Genomic DNA, 19,678 nt, shown 5'->3' with positions numbered 1-19,678 from the left:
TTGTATTTTTGCAAAGTGAAACTTTTAAAGTTTCGATTAGGAAAAATAGAAAATTTTAGAATGAGCAGAAAGAATAAGAAAAATTTAGTTCTTGAAAATATAAAGCTGTTAACTGCCGGAGCAAAAGGAGTGGCAATCGGGAAAACGGAAGATGGTAAAACAGTATTGGTTTCAGGGGCAATTCCGGGAGATATTGTCAATGTAAGAGTGAAAAAAGCCAAATCCAAATATTATGAAGGAGAAGCGGTAGAGGTCTTGGAAAAGTCTCCTTTCAGAACAGAACCAAAATGTGTTCACTTTGGAACTTGTGGAGGATGCAAATGGCAAAATATGAGCTATGAAAAGCAGCTTGATTTCAAACAGGAAGAAGTATATAACAATATCAAAAGAATTGGTGGGATTGAAGATTTTGAAACCGTATCAATCCTGGGCTCACAAGAGCAATATTTCTATAGAAACAAAATGGAGTTTTCTTTCTCCAATGCAAGATGGCTTACTCAATATGAAATCAGCTCTGAGGAAAATTTTGGAAGTAAAGACGCCTTAGGATTCCATATTCCAGGAATGTGGAGTAAGATTTTAGACCTTAAAGAATGTTTCCTGCAGGAAGATCCTTCTAATGCCATCAGACTGGCAGTAAAAGAATATGCTGTTGAGAACGGATTGGATTTCTTTGATGTAAGAAACCATGAAGGATTCCTGAGAACCTTAATGATGAGACAAAACTCTAAAGGAGAATGGATGGTATTATTCCAGCTTTTTAGAGAAGAAAAAGAAAACCGAGAGAAGCTTTTTGCATATATCCTTGAGAAATTTCCACAGATCAAAACATTGGTGTATGCTATTAATCCAAAAGCCAATGACTCTATCTACGACCTGGATATTAATGTATATTTTGGTGAAGGATATTTAATGGAAGAAATGGATGGCCTGAAGTTTAAAATCGGACCGAAATCATTCTTCCAGACCAATTATAAGCAAGCGTTGGAATTATACAGAAAGACACTTGAATTTGCAGACCTAAAAGGTGATGAAGTAGTATATGACCTATATACCGGAACAGGAACCATTGCTCAGTATGTGGCAAGAAACGCAAAACAGGTAATCGGAATAGAATCTGTTCAGGAAGCTATTGATGCAGCTATTGAACATGCTGAATTAAATGGTCTTACCAATACAACTTTCTATTGTGGAGATATGAAAAATGTCTTTAATGATGAATTTATGGAGAACCATCCAAAAGCAGACGTTTTGATTACTGATCCGCCAAGAGATGGTATGCACCAAAAAGTAGTTGAGCAAATCTTAAAATTAGCTCCGGAAAAAGTAGTCTATGTAAGTTGTAACTCAGCAACACAGGCTAGAGATCTGGCATTGATGAAAGAACATTATACAGTAGTAAAAATATTACCGGTAGACATGTTCCCACAAACTCATCACGTAGAAAATATAGCATTGCTGGTTAAAAAATAATTTAATTAAATTTGAGTTTAAATCTTAATATGAAATGCCAGTTCCATCTGACTAAAAAAAATATACAAATGAAATATTTTAAATTTCTCATAATGCTTTGCCTGGTGGGAATGTTCTATTCCTGCGGGAGTGATGATGATATTTGTGAAAGCGGTGAAGGAACTCCAAGAATGAAGGTTGCCTTCAGATCAGCAGAATCTGGTAAAGAAACAACGCTTGACTCATTATCTGTAGTGGTAGACTATGGTTCTGGAAAGGTAGATCTTGGATGGCAGACAAAAATAGATTCAAGGCTTATTCCTTTAAGAGTAGATAATTCGCCTTATACGGATATTTACTTTAAAACCTCTACTAAAAGCAAAGAAGCAAAAGTAAGAGTTAAATATACCACTCAGGCAACATATGTGTCTCCGGGATGTGGCGCTAAAAAGACATATGAGAATGTAAGCTCAGAATTAATAACTCCTGATCCTGTTCAAAGCGTGGAAAACGGACAAAATCAAATATTGAATGAAGACAAGACTAATCTTTACCTTGTTTTGTAGCCTGTTCGGGATCTTAACGTGGGCACAGGAAGAAAAAAAGAAAGAAGTAAAAAAAACTCACTGGAAATATGAACCTAATTTTATGGTTGGGTTCGATGTATTGAATGCCGGAGTAGGATTTTTTTCAGACAGAAAACTATACCAGGGATTTATTTCTTCCAAAATTAATGGAAGTGTTCATGCCATTGCAGAAGCAGGGTTTGAAAAAAATATATACCAGAAAAATGGTTATGATGCTAAAGCGAATGGCCCTTTTGTTAAACTTGGTGCATTCTATATGCTGGCTAAGGATAAAGAAAATGAATTCAATGGGTTTTATGCAGGCGGAAAAGTAGCTGGATCATTTTATAATCAGGAATATATGGCTATTCCTGTTAGAGGGTATGGCGGAAGTAGCTCTTCAGTAGCTTTTCCAGCATCATCACAATCTTCTTTCTGGCTGGAAGGAACTTTGGGAGGAAGAGTGCAGTTATTTGACTCTAATTTTTATATAGATGTCAATTTACAGCCGCGTTATTTAGCTTATACTTCTAAACAGGATAATATTTCTCCAATGATTATTCCGGGGTTTGGAAAAAGCTCTTCAAAATTTAATATGGGATTCGCGTGGAATATCGCCTATAAATTCTAATGAATATTCAATAACGAATTTATTATTTATCATATCAATAAGCCTTGGGAAATTTCCCAAGGCTTATTTGTTTTTTATATACGGATTATCATTAAGGGAGCTGTATCATGTTGGAAACATTTTAAATTAATCCTTTAAAGTTGTCAGCATGAATTAATAAAAAGAGGTTAGTTTCAGAATTTAGTTTAATATATAAATAGTCTCGTAAGTATTATGAAGGTTTACCGTAAAAAATATTCTTAATATATAATCTGGTAGATTAAATCATAAAAAAATAGAATTGATAATAATAATAAAAATGACTCTTAAACGTTAAAAATAAATGGAGTTATAGTTGTAAAAAGTAATAATATTTTATAAAGTATTTAATTCGTTAAAAATTAATATTGGTGCTAAATACTAGTGAATTTGTATTATTTTGTTTTATTTTTTATTTTCAATCATATAGGTTAATGTTGTTTAATTTTTTCAAAAAAACATTTTAATGAATATATTATAATGAAAAAATGATTAGATTTGTGTAAATATTAAAATATTAGCTTATGGAATAAAATTATTTTTTTTACTACAGATTTTCTGTAAATCATGAGGTTTTAGAATTGTGAATCAGCCTCATAAAATTCGAAATACTATAATTCTTAATTATCGTTATCATTATTAAATTTTAAAAAATATGAGTGGACTTTTACTCTGTAAAATGAGCCGGCCTTTTAAGGTGCTCATTGCATTGCTCTGTATGGTCATCGGATTGTCCATACAGGCACAAACCATTACAATTGGTACCGGAACATCAACCCAAAAGTATCCTTTAGGGGTTAATTATGGTTTTGAACGTTCCGCTGCAATTTACACCGCTGCAGAAATTGCAGCAGCAGGAGGAACAGCAGGAAGTATTCTATCCTTAGGATGGAATTCTACCGCAGCTGTAAATCTTGCAAGACCAGTAAAAATTTATATAAAACCAGTAGGAACTACTACAGTCATGACATCGCAAAACTGGGGTACTGCAACTTCCGGAGCTACTTTGTTGTTTAGTGGAACTACCGGGCTTATACCCGCAGGATGGTACACCATTCCTTTGCAGCTTCCTTTTACTTATAATGGAGTAGATAACCTTATGGTACTTGTTGAAACCAATTATGGAGGGGGGGGAACTAGCAGTGGTGCATCCAAGCTTACCTATTCTAATGTTACGAATGGGCATATGTATATTCAGACTGATACGAATCCACCAACCACTCAAACTGGTACGTTGACTAATAACAGGCCGGATATTCAGCTTACTTTTGGTACACCACCAGCATGTTTACCGATGCCTCCAGGTGGGTCATTAAGTACAGGAACAATTACTGCAACAGATGCTGTAATAAATTGGACTGCTTATGTACCAGCTCCGGCACAAGGGTATGATATATTTTATAACACAACGAACGTGCCACCAGTAGCAGGGTCTACACCTAATTTAACGGTTCCGCCGGGAGCGCCTACTGCTACTATCAGTCCATTAACTCCATTAACAACTTACTATGTGTGGGTAAGGGCAAAATGTAGTGCAACTGAACAAAGTGAATGGTCTACATCGCTAGCTTTTGCTACACCAGCAACTTGTCCGGCTATGCCTTCCAGTGGATCTATAACAATGGGGACGATTACACCTACTACAGCGGTGATTAATTGGACTTCATTTGGTTACACACCGGCAGAAGGATTTGATATCTATTATAATACCACCGGAGCTGCACCTAACGCGAATACTCCGCCAATGCAAAATGTTCCATCAGGGTTGACGGCATTATTAAGCCCTTTGCTTCCTGATACAACCTATTATGTATGGGTAAGAGCAAGATGTAGTGCAACAGACCAAAGTACTTGGAACATTACTCCAAAACCATTTGTAACACCACCTACATGTCTGCCGGTTCCCGTTGTTGCCCCCGCAGTAACAGCAGGCTCAGTAGTATCAATGACATCTAATAGTGCAGTTGTTAACTGGCCAGCATCACCTTCTGCACCAGCAGGTGGGTATGAGGTTTATTATAGTACGACTAATACTCCACCAGTAGCTGGTACGCCGGCTTCACCAGGAGCTGTTGTTTCTGGAACTACGGCTACTTTATCTCCTTTAGTTGCTGGGACTACTTATTATTGGTGGGTAAGAGGAATTTGTTCTCCTACCGACAAAAGTAAATGGGTTCAAGGACCTCAGTTTGAACTAGGACAAATAGGTTTTGGTACTGCTGTTAAAAGTACTGAGCTTCCAGTGAATTCAAACTGGGGATATAATTATTCTCAGCAAATTTATAAAGCTTCGGAAGTATTAGCGGCTGTTGGAACGGCTAAATTCATTACTGAACTTAAATTCTATGTAGAAAATCCTGCTCCTGATCAGCCTAAATATAATGAGTGGGTTGTTTACATGGGGAATACGACACAGAATAATTTTGCAACAACATCAAGCTGGGTACCATTCTCTTCATTGAAACAGGTTTGGTCAGGAACTTTACCAACTATGACGTCAGGAACTTGGGTTACTATACCGTTGACAAGTCCTTTACTCTGGGATGGAACAAGTAATATTGTGGTTGCTGTAGACGAAAATGTACCAAACTATTCATCAACTCCATATGCTACTTGGAGAGCTTTCGCCGGAGGAACTCCTGAAAGAGGACTGCAGTATAGAAATGATAGTACTAATCCTGATCCTGCTTCTCCACCATCAGGTACCAAGCAGGCAAATATTCCACAGATTGTCCTTAAAGCTATAGAGCTGGTAGCATGTACAACAGCACCTCCTACTAATATTAAAGTAAATAGTATTACAGCAAGTACAGCTATTGTTTCATGGACACCTTCTATAGGAGCTACTTATAAATTACAATATAGACCATCTGCGGGTGGACCTTGGAAGGTAATTGATATAACAACTCCATTAACAAGCAGCTGGCCATTGTTTAATTTGACAGATGGAACTCAATATGAGGTGCAAATTGCAACGATCTGTAGTGGTACACAAGGGGCATTCTCTTCAAGTACTCTGTTTTCAACACCGGCTCTTACTTATTGTACTAATGTTCCTGGTAACGGTACACCAAGCGGATATATCAGTAAGGTAGTAGTTACTCCAACAAATGGTCCGTTAATGGCTAGTAATTCAGGATATGATGGCTATAAAGACTATTCTGCTGATCCTACAAGATTGGTTACTTTTGTTAGAGGTACATCAGGCAATAAAATCAGTATTACAAAATTCTGGCCTGGAAGTACATCCAGCTATGGAGTAGGAGTATGGATTGATCTAAACAGAAATGGTGTTTTTGAACCAGCTGAAAGAGTAGTGAATGCAACAAGCAGTACTACCAATCCTGTTGGAACAGCCGCCGCTGGCTTTAAAATAGAACTTCCTCCTAATATTGCTACTTATGATGGTACTCTTCTTACCCGTATGCGTGTCGTAATGATGGATGGTACTGTTAATGCTCCATGTGGATCATTTGGATCATTTAATGTAGGAGAAGTGGAAGACTATGCAGTAAGACTGATTGATCAACCAGTATGTACAACGGCTCCGCCAACAAACATTACAGTTTCAAACGTTACTGATATAAGTGCTACATTCTCTTGGTTAGCTGCTACAGGAGCAACCTATAAATTACAATATAGAAAAAAACAAGGTCCTGGTAATACATGGATTACGGTTAATCCAGTACTGGCTCCTGGAAATATCTATACAGTACCAACTACAAGTCCTTTAACAGAACAAACTGAGTATGAAGTTCAGGTTGCTACAATCTGTAATGGTGTATCAGGTTCTTTCTCTGCATTAGTGCCATTTAAGACATTGCCATTACAGTATTGTCCTGTAACGGGTAGTGGAGATAACGATCATATTTCAAATGTTACGGTTGTTTCTTCTAACTCAGGAGTGCCGCCTATGAGCAACACTACTGTTCAGAATTCTTATACCAGTTATTCAACTCCGGCAACCCTTATTACTTTAGATGCAGGTTCTAATGATAACAAAATTATTGTTGCAAAAGGATGGACCGGATCAACAGGTAATGATGCAGTAGCAGTTTGGATTGACTTTGACAGAAATGGACAGTTTGATGCTGCTGAAAGAATTCTTGGTTCTGCAGCGAGTACAACTACACCAGTTACTACATTGTTTAATGTTCCTAACGCACCTCCTGCTTATATAGGACAATACACAACTACAATGAGAGTTGTATTGAAACGTTCAACAGGTACTACTATTCCTACGGCATGTACCAATGCTATTGACGGAGAAGTTGAAGATTATGCTGTAAGAATCAGACCATGTAGTAATGTAGCTCCAGCTTTACCTACTTTTAGTACTGTAACTCATACAACAGCTGTCGTTAATTTGACAGGTGGTGCTAATACAGTAACTTATTTGGTACGATACAGAGTAGCAGGTACCGGTACATGGACACAAGTATATGCTTCTGCAGTATTAGGAAACGTTCCGCTTACTCTTATAGGATTAAGCCCGGCAACAACTTATGAAGTTGAAGTCGCTGCAGTTTGTGGAGGGACAACAGGTACACCTACAGCAATTAAGACATTTACAACAAGATGTGATCCTACGCCTCCAACAATAACAATAAGCAATATTACCCCAACAAGTGCTTTGATTACTTGGAACCCGGTAGTAAATAGTGCTATTTATAAGATGAGATGGAGAAAAGTTGGTGCTCCAGCTTGGAGTGCTGATATCAATCTTCCAAGCTCAGGTAATACATACCAGTTAAATAACCTGGAATCATTTGTTACTTATGAGGTTCAGATTGCCAATCAATGTGCCGGTGAGCCTGACTGGAATGATTTCTCAAATTCTAAAGTATTTACAACGGTAAGAATATGTGAAATTGCACCTCCAGGATTAACGATTACACAATTATTACCTACATCTGCAGAGATTACATGGGATGCGTATCCAGGAGCAACATATCTCCTTAGATACAGAAAAGTAGGTATTCCAAGCTGGACAGAAGTTCCTACAGCAGTTAATACTATTATCCTGAATGGACTTGTAGAAATGACGAAGTATGAAATGCAGGTAGTAAACATCTGTAACGGAACACCAGGAACGTATACCCCGCCTTACTACTTTACAACACCTACGGTAATTTACTGTAAAATGGAATCAGAAAATTCAGCAGGTGAGTATATTTCCAAAGTAACTGTTATTCCAAATGGAAAACCAAAAATGGAAAAAGAATCAAAAGGATCAAGCTATACAGATTATACAGGAGATCCTAAAGCATTGATTGAGTTAATCCAAGGTTCTACAGATAATGAGATCATTATCGAGAAAAAATGGTTAGGAAAAACTTATAATGAAGGAATTGCAGTTTGGATTGATTTCAATAGAAATGGGGAGTTTGATATTTACGAAAAAATATTTACTTCAGCTCCAAATACAACAACTCCTGTATCAGGTAAATTTAGTGTACCGGCAGATGCTTTTGTAAGTACAACAGACTACAAATATGTTGTAATGAGAGTGGCAATGGAAAGAGATGGTATTCCTGTAAACTGTGTAAATGTTAAGAATGGAGAAGTGGAGGACTATACGGTAAGAATTTCTAAACCGGGAGTGCCTAATCCAATTAACCAGACAGATATCCTGATCTATCCTAACCCTGTAAGTTCAGTATTGTATGTGAAAAATATCAGCAAAAAAGCTAAATATAAAATTTACAATGCTGCAGGACAGATTATCGTTGAAGGTATTTTATTAAATAATGAAATTAATGTAACCAAATTGATTAATGGAGTTTATGTAATAGATATCGATGACAATGGTAATACTGCTCAAAGGAAATTTATTAAAGAATAAATAATCTAAATTTCAAATAGAATAAGCCTTCATTTCTGAAGGCTTATTTTTTTTTGCTCAAATTTTTAATTGCTAATAAAATAAATCAACAATTGTTGAAATTTTTACTAAAATATGTATTAATTGTTTAATTTTTCAATCAATATAATGTTTTATTAGTGATTTTATATGTGGTTGGTGTTTTTATGTTGTTTGTTGATAATGAAATGAGTAGGTTTGTGAGATTAATACAAAGTTTTGAGAAATATTATGAAGAAAATTTTTACTTCTTTCTTTTTCTTTAGTTTGTTGGTAATGCTCCATGCCCAATGGACTCCTACGACATTCAAAGGAAAAGCAATTCGGGAAAACTCACAAGCTAAAAGCTTTTATTCTTTGGACATTTCCCTGTTAAGATCTCAATTAGAGAATGCACAGGAAGCAGGTCGGGATGCAAAACCGGTCACCATATCTTTGCCCACTCTAAGTGGGAAAATTGAAAAATTTACGGTGTATAGTTTCCCGGTTATAGTAAGGGAATTAGCAGATCAGTATCAGTTGGGTTCTTATGTGGGAATAGGAATAGATGATCCTTCAAAATATTTACGCTTTAGCCTGGCACCTAATGATTTTCAGTCCATGATTATATCTGGTGAAGGATATGAATTTATAGAACCTGCTAATGGAGATAAAACAATCTATGAAGTACATCCGAAAACTGAAGGTGGAAAAAATGGTTTTGTGTGTTCAACTGTGGAAAAAGAAATAGATAAACAGGAAATAGAAAAATTATATAAAGCAGGAAGTTCCTTTGCCAATCAATCAAATAATTTTGCTAAATCTGCTGACAGAAAGTATAGAACATTGAGACTGGCGATGTCTGTTACAGGAGAGTATACTCAGTTTCATGGAGGAACAGTAGCAGGTGCTTTAACTGCTATTAATGCTACACTTACCAGAGTGAATGGAGTTTTTGAAAAGGATTTTGCACTTCATTTAAATCTACAGAATTATCCGAATGTAATTTATACAAATCCAAATACTGATCCATATACAGGTGTACCCACCGGAGGGAATGCTCCCAATTCCTGGAGTACAGAATTACAACAAACCTTAACTGCTAATGTTGGAAATGCCAATTATGATATAGGTCATTTATTTGGGGCAACTGGTGGAGGTGGAATGGCTGGCTGCATAGGTTGTATCTGTTTGGATCCGGGGTCTTCAAATCCATCAACAGGGAATGGTAAAGGATCAGGATATACTTCTCCATCAAATGGAGGGCCACAGGGAGATACATTTGATATCGATTTTGTTGCTCATGAAATAGGGCATCAATTAGGGGGCAATCATACTTTTATGTATCAGTTTCAGACACCAAATGTGCAGTTTGAGCCAGGATCTGGAACTACCATTATGGCTTATGCCGGGATAGCAAATGGAAATGCTGCAGGGGCGGGTATTTTTCCTTCTCCTGGAGGTACATTTGATATACAGCCAAATAGTGATGCCTATTTTCTTAGAAACAGTATCAATCAGATTCAGACTGTTTTAACTACAGGAACATGTGATATTGAAACGCCAATTACCAATACTCCTCCGGTAATTGGAACGCTCCCAACATATAATATTCCGAAAGGAACAGCTTTTGTTTTAACAGCTTCTGTTACAGATGCTGAAAATGATCCCATGACCTATACCTGGGAGCAGGCAGATGCAATGATTAGTGGCGGGCCTTCCATTGATAATATTAATTTAGGAAATACAACTACCGGTGCATCGTTCAGATCATTGATGCCATCTACAGTTCCAACTCGCTATTTTCCCAGACTTTCTTCAGTATTGGCAGGAACATTACATGATTCAGGTGCCTGGGAAGCGGTATCTACTGTAGCAAGAACAACAACCTTTTCTCTGACTGTCAGAGATAATCATCCTGTTGCAAACCAGCAACAGACACAGAGTGCGGTGCAAACCATTATTGTTGGTAACAACGGTCCTTTTATTGTAAATCCTACCACTGTTTATAATAATGGTCCAACAAACGTAACATGGAATGTTGTAGGTACCAATGTGGCACCTTATAATGCTGCCAATGTAAAAATAGATTTTACAACCGATAATGGAGTAACATGGAATGTAGTTTCTGCTTCAACACCTAATGACGGAAGTGAATCTTTAGACTTTAGTTCCTTTCCTTTAATAGTTGGTGGTATTGCTAAAATCAGAGTAAGTGCCATCAATAATGTTTTTTACGCAATAGGTAACGCTCCAATAGATACACTGCCAATCTGTACTTCTAATCCTCCGGGAGGGGTAGTGGCTAATACAGTAACACAAAATTCTGCAACAATCACCTGGAATGCCTCATTTAATGCTACCTATATTGTACAGTATCGAATTGCAGGAACTACTGCGTGGACAACTTATACACCAAACCCTATTACAAATACGGTAACGCTTACAGGGTTAGCAGCAGGAACACACTATGAAGTGCAGATCGCTAATATCTGTTCAGGGGTAACCGGAAATTTCTCAGCACCTATGGTCTTCATAACCCCTTATTGTACAGCAACCTCGAGCAATACAGATAATGGCTATATCTCAAATGTAACAGTAGCTGCTACGAGTTCTTATACCATGAGTAATACCTCCGGAGCCAATAATTATACGGATTATTCTGCAAATGCTGCAAAGCTGATTACTGTGGTTAGAGGAACTAACAATAATACAATTTCGGTTTCCAAATCCTGGCCTGCCGCTATGAGTGACAAAGCTGTAAGTGTTTGGATCGATTTTAATAAGAATGGTACTTTTGAAACGACTGAAAGAATTTTAAATATATCTAATAATACAGTAACTCCTGTAACAACAACATTTCAGGTGCCTGCAGGAGCTTATGCAGGGCCGCTTACAACCCGTATGAGGGTTCTTCTGAGAGACGCTAATAATCCCAATCCATGTACATCTTTTACGAATGGTGAAGTTGAAGATTACGCAGTGAAAATTATTGATATGCCAACATGTACCAATGCAGCACCATCTAATATTACGATCACTAATCTTACCCCTAATTCAGCAAATGTATCATGGGCTGCAACTACAGGTGCTGTATATGTTTTAAGACACAGAAAAATTGGAAATCCAACATGGACGACCATAGATCCTGTACCAGCCCCTGGAAACAACTATACTATTTCAGGGTTAACAGAGCAGACCCAATATGAAGTTCAGGTGGCTACTAAATGTAACGGAGCTGCACAAGGGCAATTCTCTCCTTCACAGCAATTTACTACTCCTGTATTATCATATTGCCCAATGACAGGTACCGGAGCGAATGATCATATTTCAAATGTAACGGTCACTCCGGTAAACCTTGGATTGCCGGTAATGAATAATAACTCTGCGCAAACCAATTATATAAGTTATACAACTCCGGCTACTCTGATAACGCTTGAAATAGGTTCTACAGATAATAAAATTTCTGTTGTTAAAAGTTGGACCGGATCTACAGGAAATGTAGCTGTTACAGCGTGGATTGATTTTAACCGAGATGGCACATTTGATAATTCAGAAAGGATTCTTAATGCGGCGGCAAGTACAACTGCTGTTGTCGATGCTAAATTTGGAGTTCCCGCAGGAGCTTATTCCGGTCCATTAACAACTACAATGAGAGTAGCCCTGAAACGAAGCAATGCGCCTGTAATGTGCCAGAATGCAGTGGATGGGGAAGTAGAAGATTATGTAGTACGATTAAGACCATGCAGTACGGATACTCCAACAGGTCTTACTGTTAATACAATAACTCATAATTCTGCAATCATTAATTGGACTGCAGCAGCGAATAATCTTACTTATCTTTTACAATATAGAGTACAGGGAACTCCTACATGGACTGATGTATACATGACCAGTGTTACACATACATTGAATAACCTGTTGCCTTCTACTACTTATGAAGTACAGGTTGCAGCAAATTGTGGAAAAACACCGGGAATATTTACTGCTGTCAGTACATTTACTACAAGATGTGATCCTGCTCCTCCAAGTGTTACAGTGGGTAATATTACAACTCATTCTGCAGTGGTTACCTGGAACACGGCAGTAGTGAATGTAAAATATAAACTGAGATGGAGAAAAGTAGGGGTTACAGGTTGGCCTAATCCTGAAATTAATCTTCCTGCTGCACCTATAAATAACTATACATTAGCAGGGTTAGACCCATATACTACCTATGAAATACAGATTGCCAATCAATGTATCAATGAGACCATCTGGAATTCTTATTCAAACTCTGTAGTATTTACAACAGAAAGAACCTGTGAACTTCCACCACCAGGATTAACGATTACTCAGCTATTACCTACATCAGCAGACATCAAATGGGATCCTTTCCCGGGATCGACTTATATTCTCAGATATAGAAAAGTGGGTATTCTAAGCTGGACTAGTATTCCGGTGGCTACCAATAGTTATACCTTAACAGGATTGTTGGAGCTTACAAAATACGAAATGCAGGTTGCCAACGTCTGTAACTGGACAACAGGAACATTTACATTGCCTTACTACTTTACAACTCCTACAATAACGTATTGTAAAATGACCTCAGGAAGTGCTTCAAGCGAATATATTGCTAAAGTTACTGTAAGGCCGAATGGTAAATCGGTGATGGAAAATGCTTCAGGAGCTTCAACGTATACAGATTATTCCGGAGTTCCAAAGACCTTTATTGAATTAATTCAGGGATCTACGGATAATGAAATCATTATTGAAAAAAAATGGATAGGAACCAGCCGTGATGAAGGAATTGCTGTATGGATTGACTTCAACAGAAATGGAGAATTTGATATTGATGAAAGAATATTCACTTCCCCACCTAATACAACAAGTCCTGTTACAGGTAGATTCAGTGTGCCGGCAGATGCTTTTGTGAGTACAACAGATTACAAATATGTAGTGATGCGGGTAGCGATGCAGAGAGATGGAATTCCGGTAAATTGTCTGAAATTTAATAATGGGGAAGTAGAGGATTATTCTGTAAGAATATCCAGAAAATATACTCCTAATCTTCTTAATCAAACGGATATTCTCATCTATCCTAACCCTGCAAGTTCGGTGTTGTACGTAAAAAATATCAGCAAGAAAGCAAAATATAAAATCTACAATACAGCAGGGCAGATTGTTGTAGAAGGGATTATATTGAATAATCAGCTTAATGTCAGCAGGCTTATCAATGGTGTGTATGTAATAGATATTGATGATAATGGAAATACCGCACAAAAGAAGTTTATTAAAGAATAATATATTGAAAAAAGCCCTCAGAAATGAGGGCTTTTTGTATTTAAAAGTTTGTGAAAATTCTAACGGTTTTTATTCAATAGCAAAAATGATCTTTTCAGTCTGTTCTTTCAGCTCTTCCAGATTGGTATTATTATAAATGATACAGTCTGCCATTTTAATTTTATCCCTTTCAGGCATTTGTTTTTCCATAACAGCTTCTACCTCACGGTAGGTTTTGTTATCCCTATCCATCACCCTTTTGATTCGGATGTTATCCTCTGCTGTTACCAAAAGAGATTTATAGCATTGTCTGTTAAGTCTTAACTCAAATAATAACGCAGTTTCTTTAAACACGAGATATTTGGTCTGCTGCTTTACCCATTGTTCAAAATCAATACGTACAGCAGGGTGAATAATCTCATTTAATTGCTGAAGAAGATCTTCATTACTGAAAACCTTACCTGCTACAATCTTTCTGTCGTATAGGCCGTTTTCATCATAAGATTCTTCGCCCAGAAGTTCTTTGATCTTAATTTTCAGCTCTTCATTATCATTGACAATATCTTTCGCCCGGTCATCAGAATAATAAACCGGAAAACCGAATTCTTCAATAAATTTAGCAACTGTAGTTTTTCCTGAACCAATTCCTCCGGTTAGCCCAATAATCTTGGGTGCGGGTGGCTCGGCCTGTTGGCCCTCTGAATGTAATTCCTCCATAATTAAAAATTAATAACCAAAAACATCATTAAAACTGAACGTTTCGTCAAGTCTTACTCCTTTTTCAGTCATTTTTAGACTAGCTAGCTCATTGTGAGCATCATGTTCAAAGAATAATAAATACTCATTATCCACACACTGTTTAAGGAATTTTCCTTTTTCTTCCAGTGTTAAAAGAGGTCTTGTATCATATCCCATCACATATACCTGATTGATATGGCCTGCAGTAGGAATAAGGTCAGCTGCAAAAACAATCGTTTTTTCCTGATACTGAATGACCGGAAGCATTTGCTTTTCCGTATGTCCGTCTACAAAGATAACATCCATTTTCAGATCCGGAGCAAAACCATAATTTCCGGTAGTAGGAAGCGGTAAAAAGTTGAGCTGTCCACTTTCCTGTATAGGCATAATGTTTTCCTTTAGAAAACTTGCTTTTTCTCTTGCATTAGGCTCTGTAGCCCACTGCCAGTGGTTTTCATTCGTCCAGAACTGTGCGTTTTTAAAAGCAGGTCTGTATCCTGTTCTGTCATCATTCCATTCTATAGCGCCGCCACAGTGGTCAAAGTGAAGGTGAGTAAGGAATACATCTGTGATATCTTCCTTTACAAAACCATATTTTTTTAAATTTTTATCTAAAGTATCATCTCCCCAAAGCGAATAATGCCCGAAGAATTTATCATCCTGTTTGTTGCCCAGACCACAGTCTACAAGGATCAATTTTTTTCCATCCTCTATAAGCAGGGAACGGGTTCCCAGTTCGATTAAGTTTTTTTCGTCTGCCGGATTGGTTTTTTCCCACAAACTCTTTGGGACGACACCAAACATAGCACCGCCGTCCAGTTTAAATTTTCCACATTGTATTGGATATAACTTCATATATATTTTGATTTATTTCTTTATTAATTTCATTTTCTCAGCAATTTTCTGAGCTTGAGCATCCGATTGTTCCAGATGCGAAATGATATTGTTAAAATCACTCTCCTTCCGGTTCTGAGATAGCTTTTGTTTGATGAATATTTCCGTTGGAATCACTTTAATCCCAAAAGCTCCCTTCATTTCCTTTTCCACAAATTCCTGTCCCATATCTTTTACCATCATAGGGCACTGTTGGAATTTTTCATATTTTGAGGTTAACTTTTCTAAATGAGTATACAGCTCATCATGATTCATCAACTCCACTTTTCCATAAATCTGTACCGCTTCATAGTTCCATGTAGAAACATTGATGTGGTCGTACCAGCTGCTGGATATATAAGTATGGGCACCTAAAAAGTCACACAACACTTCATCTCCGTTTTTTAGGCTTTTGGCCTGTGGATTAGCTCTGGAAATATGAGTTTCAATATAAGAATTTTCCGGATCACTTTCATTCAACATCATCATGGAATGGGTAGCACGGATTTTATCAACAGAAGAAATGAGCAATGCAAAGGAATTTTCCTTGATGATTTCTCTCATCACATCCATATCTTCACTTCTGTACAATTTAGGAACAAACATAAATTAGCAACTATTCTTTATAACTTTAAACTCAAAACTTTAAACCAGAAAGCCAGAACTTTATACTAAAAAAGCTCTCCCGGATTCCTTGGCCTTGAAATACTTAAATGCTGATAAGCTTTATCAGTAACCTCTCTACCTCTCGGGGTCCTGATGATAAACCCTTCCTGAATCAAAAACGGTTCATATACTTCCTCCAACGTTTCAGGATTTTCTCCGATGGATGTTGCCAAAGCTGAAATTCCCACGGGTTTTCCTTTAAAGTTTTCAATCATGACACGCATGATCTTATTATCCATTTCATCCAATCCAAACTCATCCACGTTGAGAGAATTTAAAGCATATTTCGTAATATTGATCTCAATTTCACCATTCCCTTTAATTTCAGCAAAGTCACGCACCCTTCTCAGTAATGCGTTGGCAATTCTTGGGGTTCCACGGCTTCTTCTGGCAATTTCAATGGCAGCATCTTCATAAATCACTACACCTAAAACTCTTGCACTTCTCTGAATAATTACAGACAACAGTTCAATAGAGTAGTATTCCAGTCTGCTTTGAATACCGAATCTTGCAAGCATTGGTTTGGTCAGCATTCCGCTTCTGGTGGTTGCCCCCACTAGCGTAAAAGGATTCAGTCCGATTTGTACACTTCTTGCGTTAGGACCTGTTTCCAGCATGATATCAATCTTGTAATCCTCCATTGCTGAATACAGATATTCTTCCACAACCGGAGAAAGACGGTGAATCTCATCAATGAAAAGAACATCATTTTCCTCAAGATTGGTCAATAAACCGGCTAAACTTCCAGGTTTATCCAATACAGGACCGGAAGTAATCTTACAGTTTACCCCAAGTTCATTGGCAATAATATTGGCTAAAGTTGTTTTTCCCAAACCTGGAGGACCATGTAAAAGAACATGGTCTAGCGCACCACCACGTCTTTTGGCAGCAGTAACAAAAACCTCAAGATTTTCCAGCGTCTTTCTTTGTCCCGCAAAATCTTTAAAGCTTTGGGGACGAATTTGTTCTTCCTGCATCAACTCCTCCCGAGAGTAGTTTTCCTTATCTGGATGTAAAAAATCTGGCATTAATTCATTTCATTTACCTCAAAGATAGCAAATTTAGGCTAAGATTGAAATGAAGATTGAGAAAAGGTGAATTTGAAACTGAGATTAAGATAAAGCCTGAGGTTTAGACTGAGACTAAGAGCTAAATTGAGATATTTTAAGTATTTTTGAGAGGAAAATTAAAAGTTGATTGATTTCATTTTGAACATGCCGTTTGTTGTATTCAAATTGCAGATAGAGATTATTCACTTTCTAACCTTTAACCTAAATAAATGAAATTAATAGGCCCATTTAAGCAGGTTGTAACACTTGCCAATCTTCCATTAAGAGGAAAACTTACTGACGAACAATTAGAAATTATTGTAGATGGAGGAATAATTGTTGAAAATGATACCATTCATAGAATTGGTGATTTTGAAACTTTAAAAAATGAAAATTCAACAATAGAAATAGAAACCATTGAAGGGGAACAGGTGGTTCTTCCTGCTTTTGTAGATTCACATACCCATATTTGCTTCGGAGGAAACCGTGCTAATGATTTTGCGATGCGTAATGCAGGAAAAACTTATCTGGAGATTGCTGAAAGTGGTGGTGGAATCTGGAGTTCTGTACAACATACAAGAAATGCTTCAGAAGAAGAATTATTGAAAACATTGCTGGAAAGAGTTAAGTTTCTTGTTGATCTGGGAATTACAACCATTGAAGTAAAAAGTGGGTATGGATTAGATGTGGAAAACGAATTGAAGATGCTTCGTATCATCAAAAAGGCTCAGGAATCAACAAAGGCTACTTTAGTTCCTACATGTCTTTCTGCTCACTTAAAACCAAGAGATTTTGAAGGCAGTAATCCGGAATACCTAAACTATATACTTACCGAAATTCTTCCCAAAGTAAAAGAAGAGAACCTTGCCAAGCGTGTAGATATCTTTATTGAGAAATCAGCCTTCCAGCCTGAAGAAAGCAAAGAGTTTTTGCTTAAAACTAAAGATTTAGGTTTTGAGATAACTGTTCATGCAGACCAGTTTACACCGGGAAGTTCAAGAATTGCAGTAGAAGTAGGAGCCAAATCAGCAGACCACTTGGAAGCAACCATTGATGAAGATATAGATTTTCTTGCCCAGTCTGATACTGTTGCTACAGCACTTCCTGGAGCAAGCTTAGGATTAGGTGAAAAATTTACACCAGCAAGAAAACTATTAGATGCAGGAGCTATTGTAGCCATTGCAAGTGACTGGAATCCGGGATCGGCACCTATGGGAAATTTAATTACACAAGCTTCAATTTTAGCTACATTCCAGAAGTTGACAACAGCTGAGGTACTAGCAGGAATGACTTACCGTGCTGCTTATGCTCTTAATCTTGAAGACAGAGGAAAGCTGGGGACAGGTAAAAAAGCAGATTTTGTGACTTATAAAACCAATAATTTTCAGAACGTTCTTTACAATCAGGGAAGCCTTAAGGCTGAAAACGTTTATATTGATGGAAAGAAGGTTGATTAAAATATAAAAAATTAATCACAATGGAAGAAAAGCAGAATTATAAAAGTTTTTGGGAGTGGTTTTTAACAAAGGAAAAAGATTTCTATAAGATTGTTGAAAAAGGTGGTCAGGAAGCTATTGAAAAAGATTTTTTTGATAGTATAGCTCCCAAGCTCAGCCAGATTAATGAAGGATATTATTTTCTGACCGGGATGAGCGAAGATTCCACTGCAGAATTGATTCTTACTGCAGATGGAGAGATCAGGAATGTTGTTTTTATTGAAGAACTTATTGCAACAGCTCCTAAACTCGATCATTGGAAGTTTACTGCGTTAAAACCCGCAATGGATATAAAGAATGTAAACGTCACAATGGGTGATTACACGTTTACAAAGGATAATATTTTTTTCTACTCCAACGAACAGGAAGAGTATCCTGATGAGATTGATTTGGTTTTTGTTTACGAAGGAAATACCGAAAATAAAGATGCTATCACAACAGGTATTTGTATCTTTTTAGATAACTTTTTAGGAGAATTAAATTTTGCCACTCAGATTGATACGTTTATTGTAGTTGGAAGAGACCAGGCCAAAAAAGAACTTGTTCCCATTGAAAAGCTGAAAGACTTCCTTTCATGGAGAGAAAGGGAATTTACAGAAAAATATCAAAGTGTAATACGAGCTGAGGTTGAAGATGAATTTTCTATTCTCAGAGCTTCTTTGGATGATGAAAAGCCTCTTATTGCCTGTATGAATCTTCCTTTACTGAATTATGATGCAAAAGCTTCTTATCCATGGATCTCGGTGCTGAAATTTCATTATAACGGAGAGAATAATGACGGGCTTCCTGAAAAAGAAGATTTTGAAAAACTAGGTGATATCGAAGATAAAGCAGTTGAAGAATTAAAAGAGAAAGGATATTTGTATATAGGCAGGGAAACTGCAGATAACATCAAGGAAAGCTATTTTGCAGGAAAGGATTTCAGAGTGATCTCTAAAGTTTTTAAAACCATAAAAGACAGCAATCCTGAATATAAAATCTCATTCAGTGTCTTTAAAGATAAATACTGGCAGTATTTTAAATATTATAATAACGCTGTTTAATATTTATTCAATACAATACATTCAAAATAAAAAATGTGGGAG

The 19,678-nt window shown here is 37.0% G+C and carries 11 protein-coding genes; 7 read left to right on the top strand and 4 right to left on the bottom strand.

The features are described 5' to 3' along the window. Positions 1-60 precede the first annotated feature (60 nt). From rlmD to J2772_RS10500, 5 genes are all read left to right on the top strand, one after another. Positions 61-1,473: a 23S rRNA (uracil(1939)-C(5))-methyltransferase RlmD gene (gene rlmD, locus J2772_RS10520; protein WP_045501145.1), complete on the top strand. Its 1,413-nt coding sequence runs from the start codon at positions 61-63 to the stop codon at positions 1,471-1,473. A gap of 68 nt (positions 1,474-1,541) precedes the next feature. Next, positions 1,542-2,018 carry a DUF6452 family protein gene (locus J2772_RS10515; RefSeq protein WP_209916379.1) on the top strand — a complete coding sequence of 159 codons (477 nt, stop codon included), beginning with the start codon at positions 1,542-1,544 and terminating at the stop codon, positions 2,016-2,018. Further along, complete coding sequence (locus tag J2772_RS10510) at positions 1,984-2,649, top strand: DUF6048 family protein (RefSeq protein ID WP_209916378.1); 666 nt, start codon at positions 1,984-1,986, stop codon at positions 2,647-2,649. The genes J2772_RS10515 and J2772_RS10510 overlap by 35 nt, the downstream gene beginning before the upstream one ends. 673 nt (positions 2,650-3,322) lie before the next feature. Beyond that, the gene (locus J2772_RS10505; RefSeq protein WP_209916376.1) at positions 3,323-8,512 is read left to right on the top strand and encodes a fibronectin type III domain-containing protein; all 5,190 of its coding nucleotides are present in this window, start codon (positions 3,323-3,325) and stop codon (positions 8,510-8,512) included. Between the two features lie 249 nt (positions 8,513-8,761). Beyond that, positions 8,762-13,792 (top strand): GEVED domain-containing protein, encoded by a 5,031-nt coding sequence (locus tag J2772_RS10500; RefSeq protein ID WP_209916374.1) that lies wholly within the window; start codon positions 8,762-8,764, stop codon positions 13,790-13,792. 69 nt (positions 13,793-13,861) lie between these two features. On the opposite strand, the gene coaE is transcribed toward J2772_RS10500, so the two are convergent. From coaE to ruvB, 4 genes are all read right to left on the bottom strand, one after another. Next, positions 13,862-14,488, bottom strand: a complete 627-nt coding sequence (coaE, locus tag J2772_RS10495; RefSeq protein WP_209916372.1) for a dephospho-CoA kinase — start codon at positions 14,486-14,488, stop codon at positions 13,862-13,864. A 9-nt stretch (positions 14,489-14,497) separates the two neighbouring features. Further along, positions 14,498-15,364, bottom strand: coding sequence for an MBL fold metallo-hydrolase (locus J2772_RS10490; protein ID WP_209916370.1), 867 nt, complete (start codon positions 15,362-15,364; stop codon positions 14,498-14,500). A gap of 12 nt (positions 15,365-15,376) precedes the next feature. Then, positions 15,377-15,988 carry an FMN-binding negative transcriptional regulator gene (locus J2772_RS10485; protein ID WP_209916369.1) on the bottom strand — a complete coding sequence of 204 codons (612 nt, stop codon included), beginning with the start codon at positions 15,986-15,988 and terminating at the stop codon, positions 15,377-15,379. 65 nt (positions 15,989-16,053) lie between these two features. Next, on the bottom strand, positions 16,054-17,076 hold the full coding sequence (ruvB, locus tag J2772_RS10480; RefSeq protein ID WP_045501139.1) for a Holliday junction branch migration DNA helicase RuvB: 1,023 nt from the start codon (positions 17,074-17,076) through the stop codon (positions 16,054-16,056). Positions 17,077-17,327: 251 nt separating this feature from the next. On the opposite strand from ruvB, the gene hutI reads away from it, so the two are divergent. Both hutI and J2772_RS10470 read left to right on the top strand, forming a co-directional pair. Continuing rightward, the gene (gene hutI, locus J2772_RS10475) at positions 17,328-18,554 is read left to right on the top strand and encodes an imidazolonepropionase (protein WP_209916366.1); all 1,227 of its coding nucleotides are present in this window, start codon (positions 17,328-17,330) and stop codon (positions 18,552-18,554) included. Positions 18,555-18,574: 20 nt separating this feature from the next. After that, positions 18,575-19,636, top strand: coding sequence for a DUF695 domain-containing protein (locus J2772_RS10470; protein WP_209916364.1), 1,062 nt, complete (start codon positions 18,575-18,577; stop codon positions 19,634-19,636). The last annotated feature ends 42 nt before the right edge of the window (positions 19,637-19,678 follow it).

The sequence above is a fragment of the Chryseobacterium jejuense genome (assembly GCF_017877355.1).
Taxonomy (GTDB): Bacteria; Bacteroidota; Bacteroidia; order Flavobacteriales; family Weeksellaceae; genus Chryseobacterium; species Chryseobacterium jejuense_A.
This window is presented reverse-complemented; position numbering and strand designations above follow the sequence as displayed.

Bases quoted from the DNA above. Each gene is read 5' to 3' on its own strand.
- rlmD (WP_045501145.1), top strand. From the start codon at position 61: ATGAGCAGAAAGAATAAGAAAAATTTAGTTCTTGAAAATATAAAGCTG.
- J2772_RS10515 (WP_209916379.1), top strand. From the start codon at position 1,542: ATGAAATATTTTAAATTTCTCATAATGCTTTGCCTGGTGGGAATGTTC.
- J2772_RS10510 (WP_209916378.1), top strand. From the start codon at position 1,984: ATGAAGACAAGACTAATCTTTACCTTGTTTTGTAGCCTGTTCGGGATC.
- J2772_RS10505 (WP_209916376.1), top strand. From the start codon at position 3,323: ATGAGTGGACTTTTACTCTGTAAAATGAGCCGGCCTTTTAAGGTGCTC.
- J2772_RS10500 (WP_209916374.1), top strand. From the start codon at position 8,762: ATGAAGAAAATTTTTACTTCTTTCTTTTTCTTTAGTTTGTTGGTAATG.
- coaE (WP_209916372.1), bottom strand. From the start codon at position 14,488: ATGGAGGAATTACATTCAGAGGGCCAACAGGCCGAGCCACCCGCACCC.
- J2772_RS10490 (WP_209916370.1), bottom strand. From the start codon at position 15,364: ATGAAGTTATATCCAATACAATGTGGAAAATTTAAACTGGACGGCGGT.
- J2772_RS10485 (WP_209916369.1), bottom strand. From the start codon at position 15,988: ATGTTTGTTCCTAAATTGTACAGAAGTGAAGATATGGATGTGATGAGA.
- ruvB (WP_045501139.1), bottom strand. From the start codon at position 17,076: ATGCCAGATTTTTTACATCCAGATAAGGAAAACTACTCTCGGGAGGAG.
- hutI (WP_209916366.1), top strand. From the start codon at position 17,328: ATGAAATTAATAGGCCCATTTAAGCAGGTTGTAACACTTGCCAATCTT.
- J2772_RS10470 (WP_209916364.1), top strand. From the start codon at position 18,575: ATGGAAGAAAAGCAGAATTATAAAAGTTTTTGGGAGTGGTTTTTAACA.